We start from the raw sequence: 17,392 nt of genomic DNA on the forward strand, positions 1-17,392 counted from the left end.
ATGAGCGTGGAAAGTGGGTAGGCAAAGCGTGATGAGGATCAATGGTGTTTCAGGGCGAAGAGTGCTTAGATAGGGTGTGTCTAATCAGGCAAGGAGGCAGCAGTGACTTACTACCACTACTGGGGAAAGGCACACGCCAAGGGGAAAAGTGTCGAGTGCCATTTATTGCCGTATCACAGCCTGGATGTGGCTGCGGTGGGTTGGCTATTGCTTTCGCCGGATAGGCCGCTAACACGGCGCTTGGCATCACAGCTAAGTCTGGAACCTGAGTCGCTGCGCAACCTATTGGTTTTTTGGTTAGGTTTGCACGATATCGGTAAGTTCTCACGCGCTTTTCAAGGACTTTTCCAACCGACCTCGAACGTGAAACTAGTCCCTCGTGTTGCGCAATACGTTTATACCGAGCGCCATGACCGGTTAGGCGACGTGATTTGGGAGACAAAATATCTGGACTGGTTGGAAGATGGCACGTTGAAGTGGACAACAAGCTTGACGCGCGCTGAGCGCAAAGCACTTCGCGCAGCTTTTTCTGTTCTCTCACCCCCCTTTTTTGGTCATCACGGCCAGCCAGTAAGCGCAGGCAATATCGGCATAGAAAGGTTTTTTTGTCGTGATGAACACGCTGATGATGCAGAGGCAACGCGGCAGTTTATTGCCGATTGGGCCAACGTCGTTCCGCCAGAGTGGCCAATCGAGCAGCTGTTTTCAGAAGAGTGGGTTTATGCCCTGCAGACGCTAAGCTGGTCAATCGCAGGCTGGGCAACCTTAAGCGACTGGTTGGGTTCGAACCAGGATCACTTCCCCTACCTTCAAGAGCAGCTACCTCTCGCCGATTATTGGCAAATTGCGTTACACAATGCTGAGAAAGCATTGGAAGAAACAGGGTTTAACAAGGTTTCCGAACCATTACCTTACGCGAGCATGACCGACTGGTTTGGCAAACAATCCTTCACGCCAACGCCTTTACAGCATGCCGCCGAGACAGTGGCACTAACGGATGTGCCGCAGTTGTTTATCCTGGAAGATGTCACCGGGTCAGGCAAAACCGAGGCCGCCTGTATTCTGACGCAACGTCTATTGGCGGCAGGCCACGGCGATGGGCTCTATTTTGCACTGCCCACCATGGCCACCTCGAACGCCATGTATTCGCGGCTGGGCAATTTGCACCGCCGCTTTTACACCGCTGAATCTATCCCCTCTTTTGTTCTTGCTCACGGCGCGCGAGAGTTAAACGACGATTTTATCGCCGCCGTTTCCGCACCTCAGCCTACTGATTTGGATTACACCGCTAGCGAGCTGTCGGCCACTAGTCGCTGCAATCAATGGCTAGCGGATTCGCGTAAAAAAGCACTGCTTGCAGAGGTCGGTGTCGGCACCATCGACCAAGCATTGATGGCCATTTTGCCGTTTCGCCACCAATCGCTGCGTTTATACGGGCTAGCGCGAAAGGTGCTCGTCATTGATGAGGTTCACGCCTACGACAATTACATGCAGACCCTGCTGAGCCAACTGCTGAGCTATCACGCTCGACAGGGCGGTAGCGCGATTCTGCTGACCGCCACGCTTCCGCGTGCCATGCGCAGTACCTTGATGGCTGCTTGGCAAACAGGGCTTGGGCTGTCACCAACGAAACCACAAAAAGAGGACTTTCCGTTACTGACCCATGTGAGCGAAGGGCAACCGTTAGAGCTGCCGCTGGGCTCGCGCAAAGAGGTGTCCAGGAGTGTTGAAGTCGCTTGGCTAACCGAAGAAGAACAGGCGATAGAGGCGGTGCTGGCAGCAGTAGAGGCCGGTGAGTGCATCGCCTGGGTGCGCAATACGGTAGATGACGCTATTCGTGCATTCGAAGCCATCGCTGCCCTGCACCCTGATCCTGAACGCTGTCTGCTGTTCCACAGCCGCTTTGCCATGGTGGATAGGCAGCGCATTGAGTCCCAGGTCATCGAGCGCTTAGGCAAAGGCTCAACGCCTGAAATACGTCAGGGTCAAGTGTTGATCAGTACCCAGGTATTTCAGGAGTCTCTCGACTGCGATGTGGATGTGATGATCAGCGACATTGCCCCCATCGATCTATTGATCCAACGGGCAGGGCGGTTACAACGCCACCAGCGTGGTGAGCGCTGCCAGCCGCGCCTGCTGGTGCTAGCACCTCCTTGGGCGGATGATCCCGATGAGCATTGGCTCAAGCGCACGCTGCCAGGTACCCAGGCGGTTTACCGCGATACCTCGTTAAGCTGGTTAACCCAAGGAGTATTACGTCGCCTGGAAGCGATACGTATGCCCGAAGAGGCAAGAGATCTTATTGAAGGTGTATATGGCTCAGTACCTGACGATATTCCTGATGCTCTGCAGGGAGCGCGTTACGAGCAAAAAGGAATGCAGAGAACGGCAGGCTCTATGGCGAATTTCAATGCGCTCAACCTGGAAGAGGGCTATATAAAAAGCGATCAGTGGCAGGAAGAGCAAGAGATAGGCACAAGGCTGATGGATGAGCCTACGATCAATGTTTTGTTGCTGTTACTCACCGACGATAACGAGCTGTCGCTGTGGGCGGGAGAGCGCCGCCATGCCGATATGCTCAGCCAGGTAAAGTTACGCCAAAGCCAGGCGTCAAAGCTCGCATCCCTACCGTATCGCTACGAAAGCCAATGGCTTACCCTGCAAGAGCGCCATAAAGCGCTGAAGTATGTCCAGCCCTGGCTGCCTAGCGATGATCCTAATTGTGACTACGACACCCAGTGGGGAGTTAGGCTAGGCAGTAAGGAGCCAGCGCCATGAGGCAATCAATGTTCGCTAGGTTGAAAACTCATGGCTTCTTCGAAGCTGTACAAACACTGCTCCGGAAATTCCTGCGGCTCTCGGTCAGTCTCAATCGCAGCGGCACGGCGAGCATCGTCGTAAGCCTCGCTCATCAGTTCAGGCAGCGATGCCTTGAGGCTAGGGTTATCTTTCAGCAGGCGATTCACCTTGGTTTGAGCATCTTGAATCGTCAACCGCCAGCTACGCGAACGCCGCTCGGGTTGGTGTTCCCATTTCAGCAGGTGCATCAGCAAGCGGGCCAGTTGGCTAATCAAGGCGCGTCGCTCGCTTTTCCCCATGCTCTCAATCTCCTCGGCAAGATGCTCAAGATCCAGCTTGTCCACTTTTCCAGCGCGAAGGAGCCCGGCCTGTTCAAGCGCCCAGGCATAGGCATCCTGCTCGTAATGAATTGCCATTGTCCTGATCCTCTCCGCCTTATGAATAATCCTAATATTTTTCAGTGTAAACGAAGCGCCGACACCAGACGACACTATCGAGGTGTACATGAATTTACTTGAAGACTCCTGGCTACCCTTTCTATTGAGAAATGGAAAGGTAGAGTATCTCCCCCCTTCTGCGCTAGCTGATCCTGATGTAATCAACCTCGCCTTGCCGCGAGCAGACTTTCAGGGAGCGGCCTACCAGTTTCTGATCGGCCTGCTACAAACGGCGCTGCCGCCGAAAACCCATGATGACTGGCTTGATGTGTTAATGGAGCCACCCAGTGTTGCAGCGTTGGATAAAGCATTCGCGCCTTTCAGTAGCGCTTTTGAGCTGGACGGCGATGGCCCCCGCTTTATGCAGGACCTTGACCCGCTGGACGATGTTAAAAACGCGACCGTCAGTGGTTTATTGATCGATGCTCCTGGTGCCAACGGTATCAAAAATAATACCGACTTTTTCGTCAAGCGCGGCCGTGTTGAGGTGATGTGTGACGCCTGCGCGGCCATAGCACTGTATACCATGCAGATTAACGCCCCTGCGGGCGGTGCTGGTATCCGTGTGGGCTTGCGTGGTGGTGGCCCACTGACAACGTTAGTGATGCCTGAGTCATCAGATGCCAGCCTGTGGGAGCGTCTGTGGCTAAACGTCATCACACAGAAAGAGGCCACCCAAAAAGGCCAGCAGTGGACTGCGCCGCATCCAAAAGAACCTTCGCTATTTTTCTGGATGACCAATACGCGGGTAAGCGATAAAAAAGGCACCGAGGTGCTGCCTGAAGATACCCACCCCCTGCACGCTTACTGGTCAATGCCGCGCCGCTTTCGGCTGCTATTTGAAGAAGCCGATGAATGCCTGTGTGATATTTGTGGCCGAAAAACCAATCGTGTGGTGCGCGAATTACGCGCCAAGAAACAGGGAGCCAACTACGACGGCCCTTGGTTACACCCGCTAACCCCCTACCGACGTGATCCAAAAAAGCCTAATGAACTGCCGCTTTCCAGCAAAGGCCAGCCGGGTGGGCTTGGCTATCGGCACTGGTCAGGCTTTGTGCTTAACGATGAAGAAAGCAGCGGCGCAATCGCGGCTGCAGTGCTGAAAAGTTACCTCAACAAACAAAAGCTAGTGACACAAGAGCGAAGTCGTGGAGAAGACATTCAGGCGCTGCTGAGAGAGGCACGTTTATGGGTGTTCGGCTACGACATGGACAACATGAAGCCGCGGGGCTGGTATAGCGTCGAAATGCCTTTGGTGGAAATACCACAAGGCCAGCAGGAAAAGCTGCGTGCCTGGGTTCACCAACTGACCGAGCTGTCGCGCAATATCGCCTGGATGGTGCGTACTCAGGTTAAAAACGCCTGGTTCTCACGGCCATCGGATGCCAAGGGCGATATGAGCGCCATTGATAACCAGTTTTACGATGCCACTGAGCCTGAATTTTTTAAAGCGTTGTTAGCCCTGCAGCAGGTGCTGCAACAAGACGCGCCGCCACCGCATATCCCTCCTGACATTGCTGAGCGTTGGTACTTCGCCCTCAAGCGTGAAGCCATGCGTGTATTCGAAGACCTAGCCCTAAGCGGTTCCCAGGAAAGCATGGATCTTGAACGTGCTACGGCTGCCCATCGGCAGCTGCAAAGCTTTCTTGGCGGCAAGAGCAAAGGTAGCAAAGTGGTAAGTGACTTTATCCAACAGGGTGATTTTGACCCCTCCGCGAAGGCCAAGCGTAATGCGGCCTCTGCTGCAACAACGACAGGAGACGCCTGATGAGTGATGTGGAGACGCCGGAAACAATCGAAAAAGAAGATATTTTGTCCGAGGCGGAGAAAAAAGCGCTCGTCGCTTTGAAGTTGGATGAAGCTGTCGCCCTGCGCCGCTGGTGGCAGCGGTTGACGTTAACCCCACAGGCCTTGAAAGCATTCACCCCTCAGCCACCACTGCCCCGTGGTGTGAGAGCAGTACTGCGACGTTGTGATACTGCCGAGGCCGCCATGTTAACCCAAGGTTTTCGTGAGCTATGGGCGATGCTGCCAGAAGCGACGAAACAAACGGATTATCGCGATGAAAAGCTACAAGTGTGGGCATGCATTGCGTTAATAGCTGCGGAGTTGCGCGAAGAAAAGAAGGGCGCATCGTTAGCCTTGCGCCTTGGCCAGCAAAAAGAGCAAACCAAAAAACCGCTGATGAGTGAGCTGCGTTTTCAGCAACTTCTTTCCTGCCGTACGCCGGAAGAGTTCATTCAGCGCTTACGCCGGGCGCTGGCGCTTGCAGACAAGAAAGATATCAGTGTCGTGCTGCTGGCGAGTGTTATCGCGCTCTGGTGGCGTGAGCATCGTGGGCGTTTATCTGCCAAGCCCACTCACCGTCTTGGGTTTGTACTGGCAAATGACTATTTCGCTGCAACATCTCGCTATAGCCATGGCAGCGACTGATTTTTACGACTGACGATCAACCCTCCTGGCTTCACATAGACATCACGAATGGAGTTATTCATGAGCCACTTTATTCAACTGCACCTGCTGACTTCTTATCCGCCCGCCAACCTCAACCGCGATGATTTAGGCCGTCCCAAAACTGCCTTGATGGGTGGTGCCAAGCGCCTACGTGTTTCGTCGCAAAGCCTCAAGCGTACCTGGCGTACCTCTGCTCTCTTTGAAGAAGCACTGGCGGGGCATGTGGGTACACGCACCAAGCGTCTAGGCTCTGAAGCCTATAAAGAACTGAAAGAAAAAGGGCTGGATGAAAAAACTGCAGCAGCGAGCGCAGAAAAAATAGCCGGTGTGTTTGGCAAGCTGCGTAAAGTAGAAAAAGGCGAAGCTAAAGAGTTTGAGATTGAGCAGCTAGTGCACGTTGGCTTGGAGGAGCGCCAAGCGATCAGCGCATTGGTTGAAACGCTGGCGGCAGAGAAGCGCGAGCCACACGATGATGAATTAAAGCTATTGCGCCACAAACCTGCCGCCGCCGATGTCGCTCTGTTTGGCCGTATGTTAGCAGCGGTACCTGAATATAACGTCGATGCCGCCTGCCAAGTGGCCCATGCGATCACTGTGCATGCTGCCGAAGTGGAAGATGATTACTTTACCGCTGTTGATGACTTAAACACCGGCGATCAAGACCGGGGTGCGGCGCATATTGGCGAATCGGGTTTTGGTGCCGGGCTGTTCTATCTCTATATCTGCATTGACCGGCAGCAGTTGGTTGAGAACTTGCAGGGCAACAGTGAGCTAGCCGATCAGGCGATTGCTGCGTTGGTGGAAGCTGCGGCTAAAACGTCACCCAAAGGCAAGCAAAACAGCTTTGGTTCCCGCGCCCATGCGAGCTACGTGCTGGCTGAAAAAGGCAACCAGCAGCCGCGTTCACTCTCCACTGCTTATCTGCGTCCGGTCGCGGGGCAAGATCAAGCACTCGATGCTATTAAGCGTATTGAAGAGCAGGCTAACGCGTTTGATGGCGCTTATGACGCAGGTGCTGACAGTCGCTTTGTCACCAGCGCCGAGACCGGCTATGAAGAACCGCAGCTAAAAGGCAATGTTCAAAAAGGCAGCCTTACAGAGCTGATCGCTTTCTTAAAAGCCGACCAGTAAGGAGGCGGCATGACCGACTATCTTATTTTTCGGCTCTATGCGCCGCTTGCCAGTTGGGGCGAGGCCGCCGTTGGTGAAACGCGCCCTACGGCGACTTATCCGGGCAAAGGGGCTGTTTTGGGACTGCTGGGGGCCGCTCTAGGTATTCGTCGTGATGACGATGCAGGCCAAATGGAGCTGCGTGACAGCATTGCCATGGGCGTAAAACAGTACACCTCCGGTATGTTAATGCGCGACTACCACACGGTTCAGATGCCTGCCGCACAGTCAAAAGTGAGCTACCAAACTCGCAAAGAAGAACTAAGCGGCCCGCGCGATGCGTTGAAAACAATCCTCTCTAGCCGGGATTATCGCTGCGACGGTCTATGGACAGTAGCCGTCTGGCTAACGCCAGAAGCAACGTTGACGCTTTCTGAACTGGAGCAAGCGCTAAAAACGCCCCATTACCCGCTTTATTTAGGGCGCAAATCCTGCCCGCCCTCTGCGCCCCTTGCTCCTCAATTACGGCAGTGCCCCACGCTTAAAGAAGCCCTGGATGTGGTGTTTCCTAAGCTGGCGGTTAACTGCCAAGAAGACAGAAAGGCACTGCGTTTTCCCGATGAAGCATTATACGCATGGGAAGGCGAGGCGAGTGGTTTAGATGGCAGCCAAGTGGCAGAGTACAACGATGTATGGGATTTGCCGCTAAATCGCCGCCGTTGGCAGTTTGGCCCTCGGTTAGAGTTTCGCCGCTCAGTAGCAGCAGAGGAGGCACGCTAATGTATCTCTCCCGTGTACGTGTCGACCTGAACGGGCTGTCTCGTGACAAGCTATTTGATGTGATGAATGCAGAAGCCTACACCGCGCATCAGCTTTTGTGGCAGCTATTTCCCGAGCATGAAGGCCCTCGCCCGTTTCTTTTCCGGCAGGAAATAGAAGAAGCCGAAGAGGGTAAAGCCATAAAAGGGTTGCCGCTCTTTTATGTTCTTTCAGACCGTGAACCTGTATCAGTGGCAGGCTTGCTTACTGCAGAGAGTAAATCTTATGCACCTGAGCTAAAAGCGGGAGATATGTTGGCATTCCGCCTGCGTGCTAACCCCACGATGGCAGTGCATGTGCCGGGGCAACGTGGCCAACGTGCCGATGTGTTAATGGTCGCCAAAAAGCCATTCGCGCCGGGGCAGCGTACTAGCCAAGCTTGCGTTGAGGCGATGAATAGTAAGGCCCGTGAGTGGCTCGAAAGCCGTGCTGAAACGTGGGGCTTTCGCCTACCGGTGACGCCAGAGTTAGGTGCCTACCGTCAACATGTATTGAACAAAGGCAGCGGCAAGCCAGTTCAATTCTCCACGGTGGATTACGAAGGTCTGCTGGAAGTGACCCATCCAGGAAAGCTGATCGAAACCATGGCTCACGGCATTGGGCGGGCCAAGGCATTCGGTGGAGGTTTGCTACTACTGCGCCGACCTTAGGAGGCAACATGGGCTTTATTCCACTAAAGCCCATTCCCGAAAAAGACCGTATGTCGATGATCTTTATCGGGATGGGACAGATAGACGTGCGTGACGGTGCTTTCGTCGTCATTGACGAGGTGAACGGCGAGCGAATGCATATCCCGGTTGGCTCAGTGGCTTGTCTGTTGCTGGAGCCGGGCACCCGGGTTTCGCATGCCGCCATTAAGCTTGCGGCTACGGTAGGTACGCTACTGATTTGGGTAGGCGATGCTGGCGTACGCCTCTATAGTGCTGGGCAACCCGGCGGCGCACGGTCAGACAAATTGCTTTACCAAGCGCAGCTGGCGTTGGATGAAAAGCTGCGTCTTAAAGTGGTACGCAAGATGTTTGAGCTGCGTTTTGGTGAAGAGCCACCTTCTCGTCGCAGCATCGAGCAACTGCGTGGTATGGAGGGCGCAAGGGTGCGCAAAACCTACCAACTATTAGCCAAACAGTACGGCGTTAAATGGAACGGACGCCGTTACGATCCAAAACAGTGGGATGCATCGGATGTCGCTAACCAATGCCTATCCTCAGCAACGGCCTGTTTATATGGGATTACCGAAGCCGCTATTTTGGCCGCAGGCTATGCCCCAGCGATTGGGTATCTGCACACCGGTAAGCCGCTGAGCTTTGTGTACGATATTGCCGACATTGTGAAGTTCGAAACGGTAGTGCCCGCAGCTTTTAGAGTCGCTTCGCGTAATCCGCCTCTGCCGGAAAGAGAAGTTCGTATCGCTTGCCGCGATGCATTCAAGCAGTCTCGCATTCTCCAGCGCTTGATTCCCATGATCGAAGATGTGCTGGCCGCAGGCGAGATTCAGCCCCCACCTCCAGCACCTGATGCTGTGCCACCTGCAATTCCAGAACCACCGTCGGTCGGTGATGCCGGGCACAGGAGCGGATAAATGGCGATGCTCGTAGTGGTTACAGAAGCCGTGCCGCCACGCCTACGTGGCAGGTTAGCAGTGTGGCTTTTAGAGATTAGAGCCGGTGTTTATGTGGGTGATGTAAGCAGGCGCATTCGCGAAATGATCTGGGAGCAGGTCGAAGCGCTAGCTGAAGATGGCAACGTCGCCATGGCCTGGGCAAGCAACCATGAATCGGGGTTTGAATTTCAAACCTACGGTGAAAACCGCCGAGAGCCGGTTGATCATGACGGATTACGCTTGGTGCGCTTTTTACCGCCGCAAGTTAACTAGTTGATTTTATTTGATCTTTAATAATTTAAAGTGGTTAAAAAGTCAGCAAAATAGCTGGTAGAATTTTTATCTGCTATTTTCTTCTTGTAGATCAAATATCTACAACAAGTCCGATCCCCGCACGAGCGGGGATGAACCGGAAAACCGCCCTCCGTAGCGGCCAATTTTCGCCCGATCCCCGCACGAGCGGGGATGAACCGCCCGCGACGCTGGCCTGGCCCGCGTGGTGGATCCGATCCCCGCACGAGCGGGGATGAACCGATCGCCTACATGGCGTTCGGCGACGGCGGGCACCGATCCCCGCACGAGCGGGGATGAACCGGGGTTGTTCAAATCGTTTATTCAGGGCGGCTACCGATCCCCGCACGAGCGGGGATGAACCGATAACCGGCTACCAGCGCCCAGCCGACGCCGCCCGATCCCCGCACGAGCGGGGATGAACCGTAAAAGGTTCCATGTCAACCTCCCAAGTGGAACCGATCCCCGCACGAGCGGGGATGAACCGACATGCCCGAACAGGCACGCCAGTGGCACGACCCGATCCCCGCACGAGCGGGGATGAACCGCGCTGGCCGATATTGGGCGCGTGTCACTCAGCCCGATCCCCGCACGAGCGGGGATGAACCGGGCGATTCTGGCGGCCAATGAAGCGGGCGGCACCGATCCCCGCACGAGCGGGGATGAACCGCGCGCGGGCACTTCGCCCGCAATGACGTTGCCCCGATCCCCGCACGAGCGGGGATGAACCGGCTACCAGAGCCTGCAGGGGGATCTATCAGCGCCGATCCCCGCACGAGCGGGGATGAACCGTGCTACCCGACCAGCCACCTGGCCAGTACGGCCCGATCCCCGCACGAGCGGGGATGAACCGCGACGGTGCCCCCCAAACACGATCAGGCCTAGCCGATCCCCGCACGAGCGGGGATGAACCGCGCGTAGAACGCGCCACCGCCGGCTCTGGCATCCGATCCCCGCACGAGCGGGGATGAACCGGCTGTGGGTAACCGCCTTCCGATAGGTGGGGACCGATCCCCGCACGAGCGGGGATGAACCGCCGCGGCCAGCATGTTCGACACACTGGGTGGCCCGATCCCCGCACGAGCGGGGATGAACCGGCGACGATGATGAGTAATTTAGCCAGCGCCGCCCGATCCCCGCACGAGCGGGGATGAACCGACGTGGCCTACGCAGGCGGCACCATCTACTACCCGATCCCCGCACGAGCGGGGATGAACCGCGCCCCTGCTGGTCGGCGGCTTGCTTCTGGATCCGATCCCCGCACGAGCGGGGATGAACCGTTATCGGACATGAACACTTGCGTGTCGTTGAGCCGATCCCCGCACGAGCGGGGATGAACCGCGATGAGGTTGTTCATTCGGGCCGTTCCTCTTCCGATCCCCGCACGAGCGGGGATGAACCGCGCTCGACCAGGTCGGCTTGAGTGCAGTACGGCCGATCCCCGCACGAGCGGGGATGAACCGGGGTCGCTACAGTGCCCTTAAGGGCATCCACGCCGATCCCCGCACGAGCGGGGATGAACCGCGCTAGCTGAGGCCACAGATACGCTCCAGACTCCGATCCCCGCACGAGCGGGGATGAACCGATACGGCGACCCTAGTCATAGCTGCGAAGCATCCGATCCCCGCACGAGCGGGGATGAACCGCTGAATGTTTTTGAACCACATAGTATTTCTCCCCGATCCCCGCACGAGCGGGGATGAACCGTGGCGGGTGCTAGCTGGGCGGTGATAGGTGGTCCGATCCCCGCACGAGCGGGGATGAACCGATAACCCGGTTGCCGATACCACGCTGATCCGCCCGATCCCCGCACGAGCGGGGATGAACCGCGCCGGAACTCGCGACCACGCTTTGAAAGCAGCCGATCCCCGCACGAGCGGGGATGAACCGTCACTGGATTGCCCGCTTCGGCTATGACTATCCCGATCCCCGCACGAGCGGGGATGAACCGTCGTTTGTACTAGCGAACACAGTCACACAACGCCGATCCCCGCACGAGCGGGGATGAACCGCTGTACACTTCAATATTCAGAGCAACTTGACGCCGATCCCCGCACGAGCGGGGATGAACCGTACACGCCGCTGACGCCTGTGCTATTCGAGGACCGATCCCCGCACGAGCGGGGATGAACCGACGAGCTACAGGCCATCGCCCGCGATGCCAGCCCGATCCCCGCACGAGCGGGGATGAACCGCAGCCTAACCCTTCCCCCACCCCGGGGCCAATCCGATCCCCGCACGAGCGGGGATGAACCGCGACCAGTGCCTGGGTGAGCTTAACCAGCGGCCCGATCCCCGCACGAGCGGGGATGAACCGTGATTCGGGGCCTCCACAGGCTAAATATTCCACCGATCCCCGCACGAGCGGGGATGAACCGCCGTCCGTCACCAGCTTGGCGAACTCGGCGGCCCGATCCCCGCACGAGCGGGGATGAACCGCGCGGTTGACAGCTTTGCATCGCAAATTGCCGCCGATCCCCGCACGAGCGGGGATGAACCGGATTACTTGATGGTTCAAAAAAGCCCGCATGTCCGATCCCCGCACGAGCGGGGATGAACCGTAACAGGCTCGGGATCGCCAAACGTGAATGCCCCGATCCCCGCACGAGCGGGGATGAACCGATGAGGCGGTGCAGATCGAGGCCGAAATTCTCCCGATCCCCGCACGAGCGGGGATGAACCGCTGGCCAGCATCCAATCATGGTCGTCGTGGGTCCGATCCCCGCACGAGCGGGGATGAACCGCAGCATTAGATCTTCCTCGGTCAGGCGCCCATCCGATCCCCGCACGAGCGGGGATGAACCGTAACCCACAGCCTCACCGACAGCAGCTACACCCCGATCCCCGCACGAGCGGGGATGAACCGGCCCTTTCCATCAACCAGCCATGTGTAAGAGACCGATCCCCGCACGAGCGGGGATGAACCGGCAGATCCGCACCCTCAGTACGAGATGCGCGTCCGATCCCCGCACGAGCGGGGATGAACCGGCTTTAGCGAAATCATCGCCGCCCAGCACCAGCCGATCCCCGCACGAGCGGGGATGAACCGTCTTCGGGCTTCGGTTGGCACAGCGCGGCAAACCCGATCCCCGCACGAGCGGGGATGAACCGCTCCGGCAGGACTACGCGGACTGGCTCAAACGCCGATCCCCGCACGAGCGGGGATGAACCGCCCATAACACCCCTCAGCAGATCACCGAGTGGCCGATCCCCGCACGAGCGGGGATGAACCGTTTAGCTGATCCTGAACTGTTATCTCGTTTTTCCGATCCCCGCACGAGCGGGGATGAACCGCCCAAAAGAACGCCGCGTCCTGGCTCGCGAAGCCGATCCCCGCACGAGCGGGGATGAACCGCGACAGCATCCGCGAAAGCGAGCTAGACCAAGCCGATCCCCGCACGAGCGGGGATGAACCGATCAAAGAGATCAACGACGCGTACAGCGGGCACCGATCCCCGCACGAGCGGGGATGAACCGATGTAAAATTAAGTGATTTGAAATATAACTTACCGATCCCCGCACGAGCGGGGATGAACCGTCTACGCGGCCGCGACGAAGAAAGACCAGGCGCCGATCCCCGCACGAGCGGGGATGAACCGTGGCTGTCAAATTGGCTGAGGCGTTCCCGGTACCGATCCCCGCACGAGCGGGGATGAACCGTAGCAAAACAGGATGAGAGCCAGTGTCAGCATCCGATCCCCGCACGAGCGGGGATGAACCGCCAGGCCTGTCGTGCTGTGCATTGACGCTTCGCCGATCCCCGCACGAGCGGGGATGAACCGCATTATCGAGCGCTTCGGCCAACTGACTCAGTCCGATCCCCGCACGAGCGGGGATGAACCGGTCCAGGCACTCGTCCTTCGTGACCTGGTACACCGATCCCCGCACGAGCGGGGATGAACCGGTCCAGGCACTCGTCCTTCGTGACCTGGTACACCGATCCCCGCATGAGCGGGGATGAACCGCTGACGTGGAAGCCCTGGGTTACGCCTTCGGGCCGATCCCCGCACGAGCGGGGATGAACCGGCCATCGAGCTGAACCGCCAACTGCAGCAGTTCCGATCCCCGCACGAGCGGGGATGAACCGTCAGCAGTACCGCTGCTGTCACATTGCGAGTACCGATCCCCGCACGAGCGGGGATGAACCGGCCCTTGGCCACCGTGCGCGCCTGGATAACCACCGATCCCCGCACGAGCGGGGATGAACCCCGCCCTTGCTGTTCCCACCATGCAGTCAGGACCCGATCCCCGCACGAGCGGGGATGAACCGTTGCCATTGAGGCCGGGGTAACGCTGGAGAGTCCGATCCCCGCACGAGCGGGGATGAACCGCGGCGCTGGCCGGTGGTGGGCGGGTGCCCGGTCCCGATCCCCGCACGAGCGGGGATGAACCGTTAGCGAAGCTCGAGCGCACTACCCGTAGCATCCGATCCCCGCACGAGCGGGGATGAACCGGGTGGGTCAATGGGTTTACCTGCACTTGCCGCCCGATCCCCGCACGAGCGGGGATGAACCGCGCGAAGGGCAAGTGGTTTATCGCATTCCAGGCCGATCCCCGCACGAGCGGGGATGAACCGGCCATGCCGCTACCAGATACCAGTCCCCACATCCGATCCCCGCACGAGCGGGGATGAACCGCCAGCAAAGAGATCCGCAAGCAGGTCAAGCTCCCGATCCCCGCACGAGCGGGGATGAACCGTGTACGATCAGGACCAGGTGGCCATGCGCGTGCCGATCCCCGCACGAGCGGGGATGAACCGCTGTCGATGGGCGCCGCGAACCACGCCTCATCCCGATCCCCGCACGAGCGGGGATGAACCGGGCACCAGCATGGAGGGCGTGGGCATCTATGACCGATCTCCGCTTAGGATATAGTTCATGTGTGCGAAGCTTTGCAGTGAGAATCAGCTTTTTTACCTGTCGTTATTACATGGAGCCTAGCCGATATTTTGCTTACACTTCTTCAGGTAATGCGAGAGACCAATATTCGCCTGGTGTGCCCTGTGAAAACAGATGAGGCATTTGGGGATGGCGAGCCAACCTCGCATTACGCCTACTTCTTGGAAAGGTGCAGCTTTCCATCGAAGTGCATGGCTGGCTGACCGATGTAAGCTGACACCTTTTCTAAAGATCAAATGCACTAGCCTAGTGTGCTTAACCCCCCACCCCAACATGTCGCCCGAGCGGGGGCCGTGGTTACTCTTTTTCGTTCTCTTCTTCCTCTTCCCAGTGCTCCATGGCGCGTTTGTCGTCGGGTAGGCGGACGATGTCGCCGATGTCGATTTTCTGGTGTGATTTGAAGCGGTGGCCGTGTTCGTCGAGGATGGCGGCGACGCTGCCGATGCTGACGGCGTCGTCGTCACGGTAGGCTTCTACTTTGACGCGTACGATGCGGCCCTGGTAGCGGGCGGAAAGGATAGCGCCGGGGTAGGGGGAGGTGTGGTCAGGGTCGTTCTTGAAGTACTCCACCACGCTCGCGCTGCCGGGGTCGTCCCACTCAATGTGTTTATGCATAGGAAGGCTTCCTTTCGTGGGTCTAAAAAAGGGTTCCTTTTCAGTGTAGTTTGCGTTGGTAGAAGTCAACCAATGTTCGTGGACACCGTGGGCTGGGCCGCTTAACTTAATCGTTTACGAACCAGAGAGCGGAGCGCCCATGCACTTATACCATGCGCTGTTCGAGCAGTCGGCGACCCCGCTGTTTGTGATGATGTGCGATGGCCAGGCGTGCGTTCAGGGCAATGCTGCTTTTCGGCGTACGGTCGGTTGGCAAGCCATGGGGTCAGAAGCCGTCCTGGAGCGCTTTCATCCTACGCGCTCCTTGACGCCCTGGCGAAGTGGGTTTCGCATGTTTCTTCGCGATGGCGAGATGCTGTGGGTCGAGACCCACGATTGTCCTCGCCGCCAGCCCGATGGCAGCCTGCTATGGACAGGCTACGCCACCGACATTACCCAGCGTAAGGCGCTGGAGGCCGCGCTGCGCTCCAGCGAGCAACGTTTTCCCAGCTGGTCGAGCAGGGGCCGGTGATGAGCTTTCTGGGGATTTCCCATGATGTGACGCCACGCCAGGAGATGGAGCAGAAAAGGCTGCATCTGGTCCAGCACGACACCTTGACCGACTTGCCCAATCGGTCACTGTTCTTCAGCCACTTGAGCGGCGCCATCGCCCAGTCCAAATGATGCGATACACCGCTGGTGCTGCTGTTCATCGCTCTGGATGATTTCAAGCCGGTCAATGACCGTTTTGGCCATGGTGTCGGTGACCAGTTACTGCAGGCCGTGGCTCAGCGTCTTCGGCAACGGCTGCACGGGGGCGACCGTGTGGGGCGCATTGGGGGCGATGAGTTCGTGGCCATGTTGGGCGGGCCCGTGGGTGCCGAAGAGGCCCTGCTGCCCCTGCACGCTGCTGAAGAGTCCACACTGATCCATTGCGCCGACCAGGCGATGTATCAGGCAAAGGCGCAGGGGCGTAACCAGGCGGTGCTCTATGCGCCCGTTTCGCCAGGTGCTTCGTGACCCACGTACTGGAACAGGAAGTTGAGCGCGGCGGGTAGGCTGGCTCGCCATACACGCCAGGTGTGCCCACCGGGGTACAGGTCCAGCCGCACCAGTCCTGGCTGAATGCGTTCCATGGTCTGGCGTAGCTGGCGCGCGTGGTATTCGGCGTCGTACACGTCGCTGCGTCCGGCGCTGATGTAAAGCGGCACCGGCGGGGTGTCACTCTGTTCGGCAGTAGGGCGCGGCGTGACCTGCAGACGATAGTGCTCCAGATGAGCGGTGTAGTTGAGACGCTCCCATTGTGCCTGGTCGAACTGGCCCCGCTCATCCAGAAAGGCGGGGTGGCGGTGCGCCGAGGAGTTGCTGGGCGGCGTGGGCACGTAGCTGGCGGGGCTCAGCGCGGCGGCGGCGGCAAACATTTCGGGGCGTTCCAGCGCGAAGTTCAGCGCGCCGTAGCCGCCTGCCGAAAGCCCGGCCACTCCTCGCTGCTCACGAGTGGTGCCCACGTGGTAGTGGGCTTCGATGTGAGGCATCAGGTCATTGAAAAAAGCGCTGCGGGCGGGTTCGTTATGGCCATCTACCCACCAGCTGCGGCTACCTGGCATGACGAACACGGCGGGGGGAATATGTCCTGCCTGAATCAGCCGATCTGCCACCTGTGGCAGGTTGCCCCGAGTGGCCCAATCCAGCTCGTTACCGAAAGAACCGTGCAGCAGGTAGATCACGGGGTAGGGCGTTGTCGCTTGGCTGTCATAGCCATCGGGTAAATACAGCGTGTAAGGGGAATTATGGCCCAGCGTGGGGGAGTAGAACTGCTCGCGCACCACCTCGCCTGCCAGTGCTACGTTGCTCAGCAATAGCCAGCCAAAGAGTCCGGTCAAGCGTCCAACCAGCAGGGCAATGCGTTGCAGGGCAGCTCTTTTGATCACGGGGCCTCCGGAATTTACGGGCATTTACAAGGTCGGACAACAGGCTGCTTGCGGGTGTTCACTCCCGGCCGCTGTTAACAGGATAGTGGCTAGGCGGTGCGCTGGGGGAAAACCGAGAGGCTGGATGCAGAAAATCGAGGAAATCTACTGGCTGCGTGCTTACGGCTGCATTGCCGTTTTTTTGTTTCATTGGCTGGACCATTTGAACCAGCGGGTAGATAACCTGGCCACCGACCTCATGCGGATTCCCCTGGTATTAGGGACCCCCGTGTTCCTGTTCATCTCGATATTCGTTTTCGCCGTGCGTTACGACAAGCAGGTCCCGCCGGGCTTTCTGCTCCAGCGGGTCAAGTACGTCATGCTGCCTTACCTGATGTATGGCTTCATCAGTCTTTGCGCGAGAAACCCCGCACTTCTAGTGCGGGGAGGGATAGCGCGTCGTCCGTCAGGACGACCCTG

15 protein-coding genes and 1 CRISPR repeat array are annotated in these 17,392 nt (G+C 58.0%); of the genes, 12 read left to right on the top strand and 3 right to left on the bottom strand.

Features of this window, described 5'->3' with window-relative positions:
- The first annotated feature begins 102 nt into the window (after positions 1-102).
- Positions 103-2,778 (top strand): CRISPR-associated helicase/endonuclease Cas3, encoded by a 2,676-nt coding sequence (locus tag CWI66_RS03655; RefSeq protein ID WP_100730941.1) that lies wholly within the window; start codon positions 103-105, stop codon positions 2,776-2,778.
- A 5-nt stretch (positions 2,779-2,783) separates the two neighbouring features.
- On the opposite strand, the gene CWI66_RS03660 is transcribed toward CWI66_RS03655, so the two are convergent.
- Entirely contained in the window at positions 2,784-3,305 is a 522-nt protein-coding gene (locus CWI66_RS03660; RefSeq protein ID WP_232710731.1) for a DUF29 domain-containing protein, read from the bottom strand.
- Between CWI66_RS03660 and casA the strand changes: the two genes are divergently transcribed.
- From casA to cas2e, 7 genes are read left to right on the top strand one after another with little or no spacing between them, the layout of a single operon-like run.
- Positions 3,304-5,004: a type I-E CRISPR-associated protein Cse1/CasA gene (gene casA, locus CWI66_RS03665; RefSeq protein ID WP_100730943.1), complete on the top strand. Its 1,701-nt coding sequence runs from the start codon at positions 3,304-3,306 to the stop codon at positions 5,002-5,004. The genes CWI66_RS03660 and casA overlap by 2 nt on opposite strands.
- Complete coding sequence (gene casB / locus CWI66_RS03670; protein ID WP_100730944.1) at positions 5,004-5,669, top strand: type I-E CRISPR-associated protein Cse2/CasB; 666 nt, start codon at positions 5,004-5,006, stop codon at positions 5,667-5,669. Before casA ends, casB begins: the two co-directional genes overlap by 1 nt.
- Before the next feature lie 60 nt (positions 5,670-5,729).
- Complete coding sequence (gene cas7e / locus CWI66_RS03675) at positions 5,730-6,821, top strand: type I-E CRISPR-associated protein Cas7/Cse4/CasC (protein WP_100730945.1); 1,092 nt, start codon at positions 5,730-5,732, stop codon at positions 6,819-6,821.
- A 9-nt stretch (positions 6,822-6,830) separates the two neighbouring features.
- Complete coding sequence (gene cas5e, locus CWI66_RS03680; RefSeq protein WP_100730946.1) at positions 6,831-7,580, top strand: type I-E CRISPR-associated protein Cas5/CasD; 750 nt, start codon at positions 6,831-6,833, stop codon at positions 7,578-7,580.
- Positions 7,580-8,269 carry a type I-E CRISPR-associated protein Cas6/Cse3/CasE gene (cas6e, locus tag CWI66_RS03685; protein ID WP_016915818.1) on the top strand — a complete coding sequence of 230 codons (690 nt, stop codon included), beginning with the start codon at positions 7,580-7,582 and terminating at the stop codon, positions 8,267-8,269. The genes cas5e and cas6e overlap by 1 nt, the downstream gene beginning before the upstream one ends.
- Before the next feature lie 8 nt (positions 8,270-8,277).
- Positions 8,278-9,198 (top strand): type I-E CRISPR-associated endonuclease Cas1e, encoded by a 921-nt coding sequence (cas1e, locus tag CWI66_RS03690; protein ID WP_100730947.1) that lies wholly within the window; start codon positions 8,278-8,280, stop codon positions 9,196-9,198.
- Complete coding sequence (cas2e, locus tag CWI66_RS03695) at positions 9,199-9,492, top strand: type I-E CRISPR-associated endoribonuclease Cas2e (RefSeq protein WP_100730948.1); 294 nt, start codon at positions 9,199-9,201, stop codon at positions 9,490-9,492.
- A 110-nt stretch (positions 9,493-9,602) separates the two neighbouring features.
- Positions 9,603-14,330: a CRISPR direct-repeat array (repeat unit 29 nt; unit sequence CCGATCCCCGCACGAGCGGGGATGAACCG).
- A gap of 375 nt (positions 14,331-14,705) precedes the next feature.
- On the opposite strand, the gene CWI66_RS03700 is transcribed toward cas2e, so the two are convergent.
- Positions 14,706-15,023: a hypothetical protein gene (locus CWI66_RS03700; RefSeq protein WP_081137944.1), complete on the bottom strand. Its 318-nt coding sequence runs from the start codon at positions 15,021-15,023 to the stop codon at positions 14,706-14,708.
- Positions 15,024-15,162: 139 nt separating this feature from the next.
- Between CWI66_RS03700 and CWI66_RS03705 the strand changes: the two genes are divergently transcribed.
- Genes CWI66_RS03705 through CWI66_RS03710 form a run of 3 tightly spaced genes read left to right on the top strand, consistent with a single transcriptional unit; the run spans position 15,163 to position 16,022 of the window.
- Complete coding sequence (locus tag CWI66_RS03705) at positions 15,163-15,534, top strand: PAS domain S-box protein (protein ID WP_100730949.1); 372 nt, start codon at positions 15,163-15,165, stop codon at positions 15,532-15,534.
- A complete protein-coding gene (locus CWI66_RS17945; protein ID WP_157808946.1) occupies positions 15,534-15,686 on the top strand; it encodes a hypothetical protein in 153 nt (50 codons plus the stop codon). Before CWI66_RS03705 ends, CWI66_RS17945 begins: the two co-directional genes overlap by 1 nt.
- A gap of 15 nt (positions 15,687-15,701) precedes the next feature.
- Positions 15,702-16,022, top strand: a complete 321-nt coding sequence (locus CWI66_RS03710) for a diguanylate cyclase (protein WP_157808947.1) — start codon at positions 15,702-15,704, stop codon at positions 16,020-16,022.
- Here CWI66_RS03710 and CWI66_RS03715 read toward each other — a convergent pair.
- Positions 15,992-16,933 carry an alpha/beta hydrolase gene (locus CWI66_RS03715; RefSeq protein WP_446718676.1) on the bottom strand — a complete coding sequence of 314 codons (942 nt, stop codon included), beginning with the start codon at positions 16,931-16,933 and terminating at the stop codon, positions 15,992-15,994. The two genes, CWI66_RS03710 and CWI66_RS03715, sit on opposite strands and share 31 nt — an antisense overlap.
- A gap of 124 nt (positions 16,934-17,057) precedes the next feature.
- Here CWI66_RS03715 and CWI66_RS03720 point away from each other — a divergent pair.
- A partial coding sequence (locus tag CWI66_RS03720; RefSeq protein ID WP_232710733.1) for an acyltransferase family protein occupies positions 17,058-17,392 on the top strand: 335 nt, incomplete at its 3' end.

This window comes from Halomonas sp. 141 (assembly GCF_002810305.1).
GTDB lineage: Bacteria > Pseudomonadota > Gammaproteobacteria > Pseudomonadales > Halomonadaceae > Vreelandella > Vreelandella stevensii.

Bases quoted from the DNA above. Each gene is read 5' to 3' on its own strand.
- CWI66_RS03705 (WP_100730949.1), top strand. From the start codon at position 15,163: ATGCACTTATACCATGCGCTGTTCGAGCAGTCGGCGACCCCGCTGTTT.
- casA (WP_100730943.1), top strand. From the start codon at position 3,304: ATGAATTTACTTGAAGACTCCTGGCTACCCTTTCTATTGAGAAATGGA.
- cas6e (WP_016915818.1), top strand. From the start codon at position 7,580: ATGTATCTCTCCCGTGTACGTGTCGACCTGAACGGGCTGTCTCGTGAC.
- CWI66_RS03660 (WP_232710731.1), bottom strand. From the start codon at position 3,305: ATGTACACCTCGATAGTGTCGTCTGGTGTCGGCGCTTCGTTTACACTG.
- cas5e (WP_100730946.1), top strand. From the start codon at position 6,831: ATGACCGACTATCTTATTTTTCGGCTCTATGCGCCGCTTGCCAGTTGG.
- cas2e (WP_100730948.1), top strand. From the start codon at position 9,199: ATGGCGATGCTCGTAGTGGTTACAGAAGCCGTGCCGCCACGCCTACGT.
- casB (WP_100730944.1), top strand. From the start codon at position 5,004: ATGAGTGATGTGGAGACGCCGGAAACAATCGAAAAAGAAGATATTTTG.
- cas1e (WP_100730947.1), top strand. From the start codon at position 8,278: ATGGGCTTTATTCCACTAAAGCCCATTCCCGAAAAAGACCGTATGTCG.
- CWI66_RS17945 (WP_157808946.1), top strand. From the start codon at position 15,534: ATGAGCTTTCTGGGGATTTCCCATGATGTGACGCCACGCCAGGAGATG.
- cas7e (WP_100730945.1), top strand. From the start codon at position 5,730: ATGAGCCACTTTATTCAACTGCACCTGCTGACTTCTTATCCGCCCGCC.
- CWI66_RS03700 (WP_081137944.1), bottom strand. From the start codon at position 15,023: ATGCATAAACACATTGAGTGGGACGACCCCGGCAGCGCGAGCGTGGTG.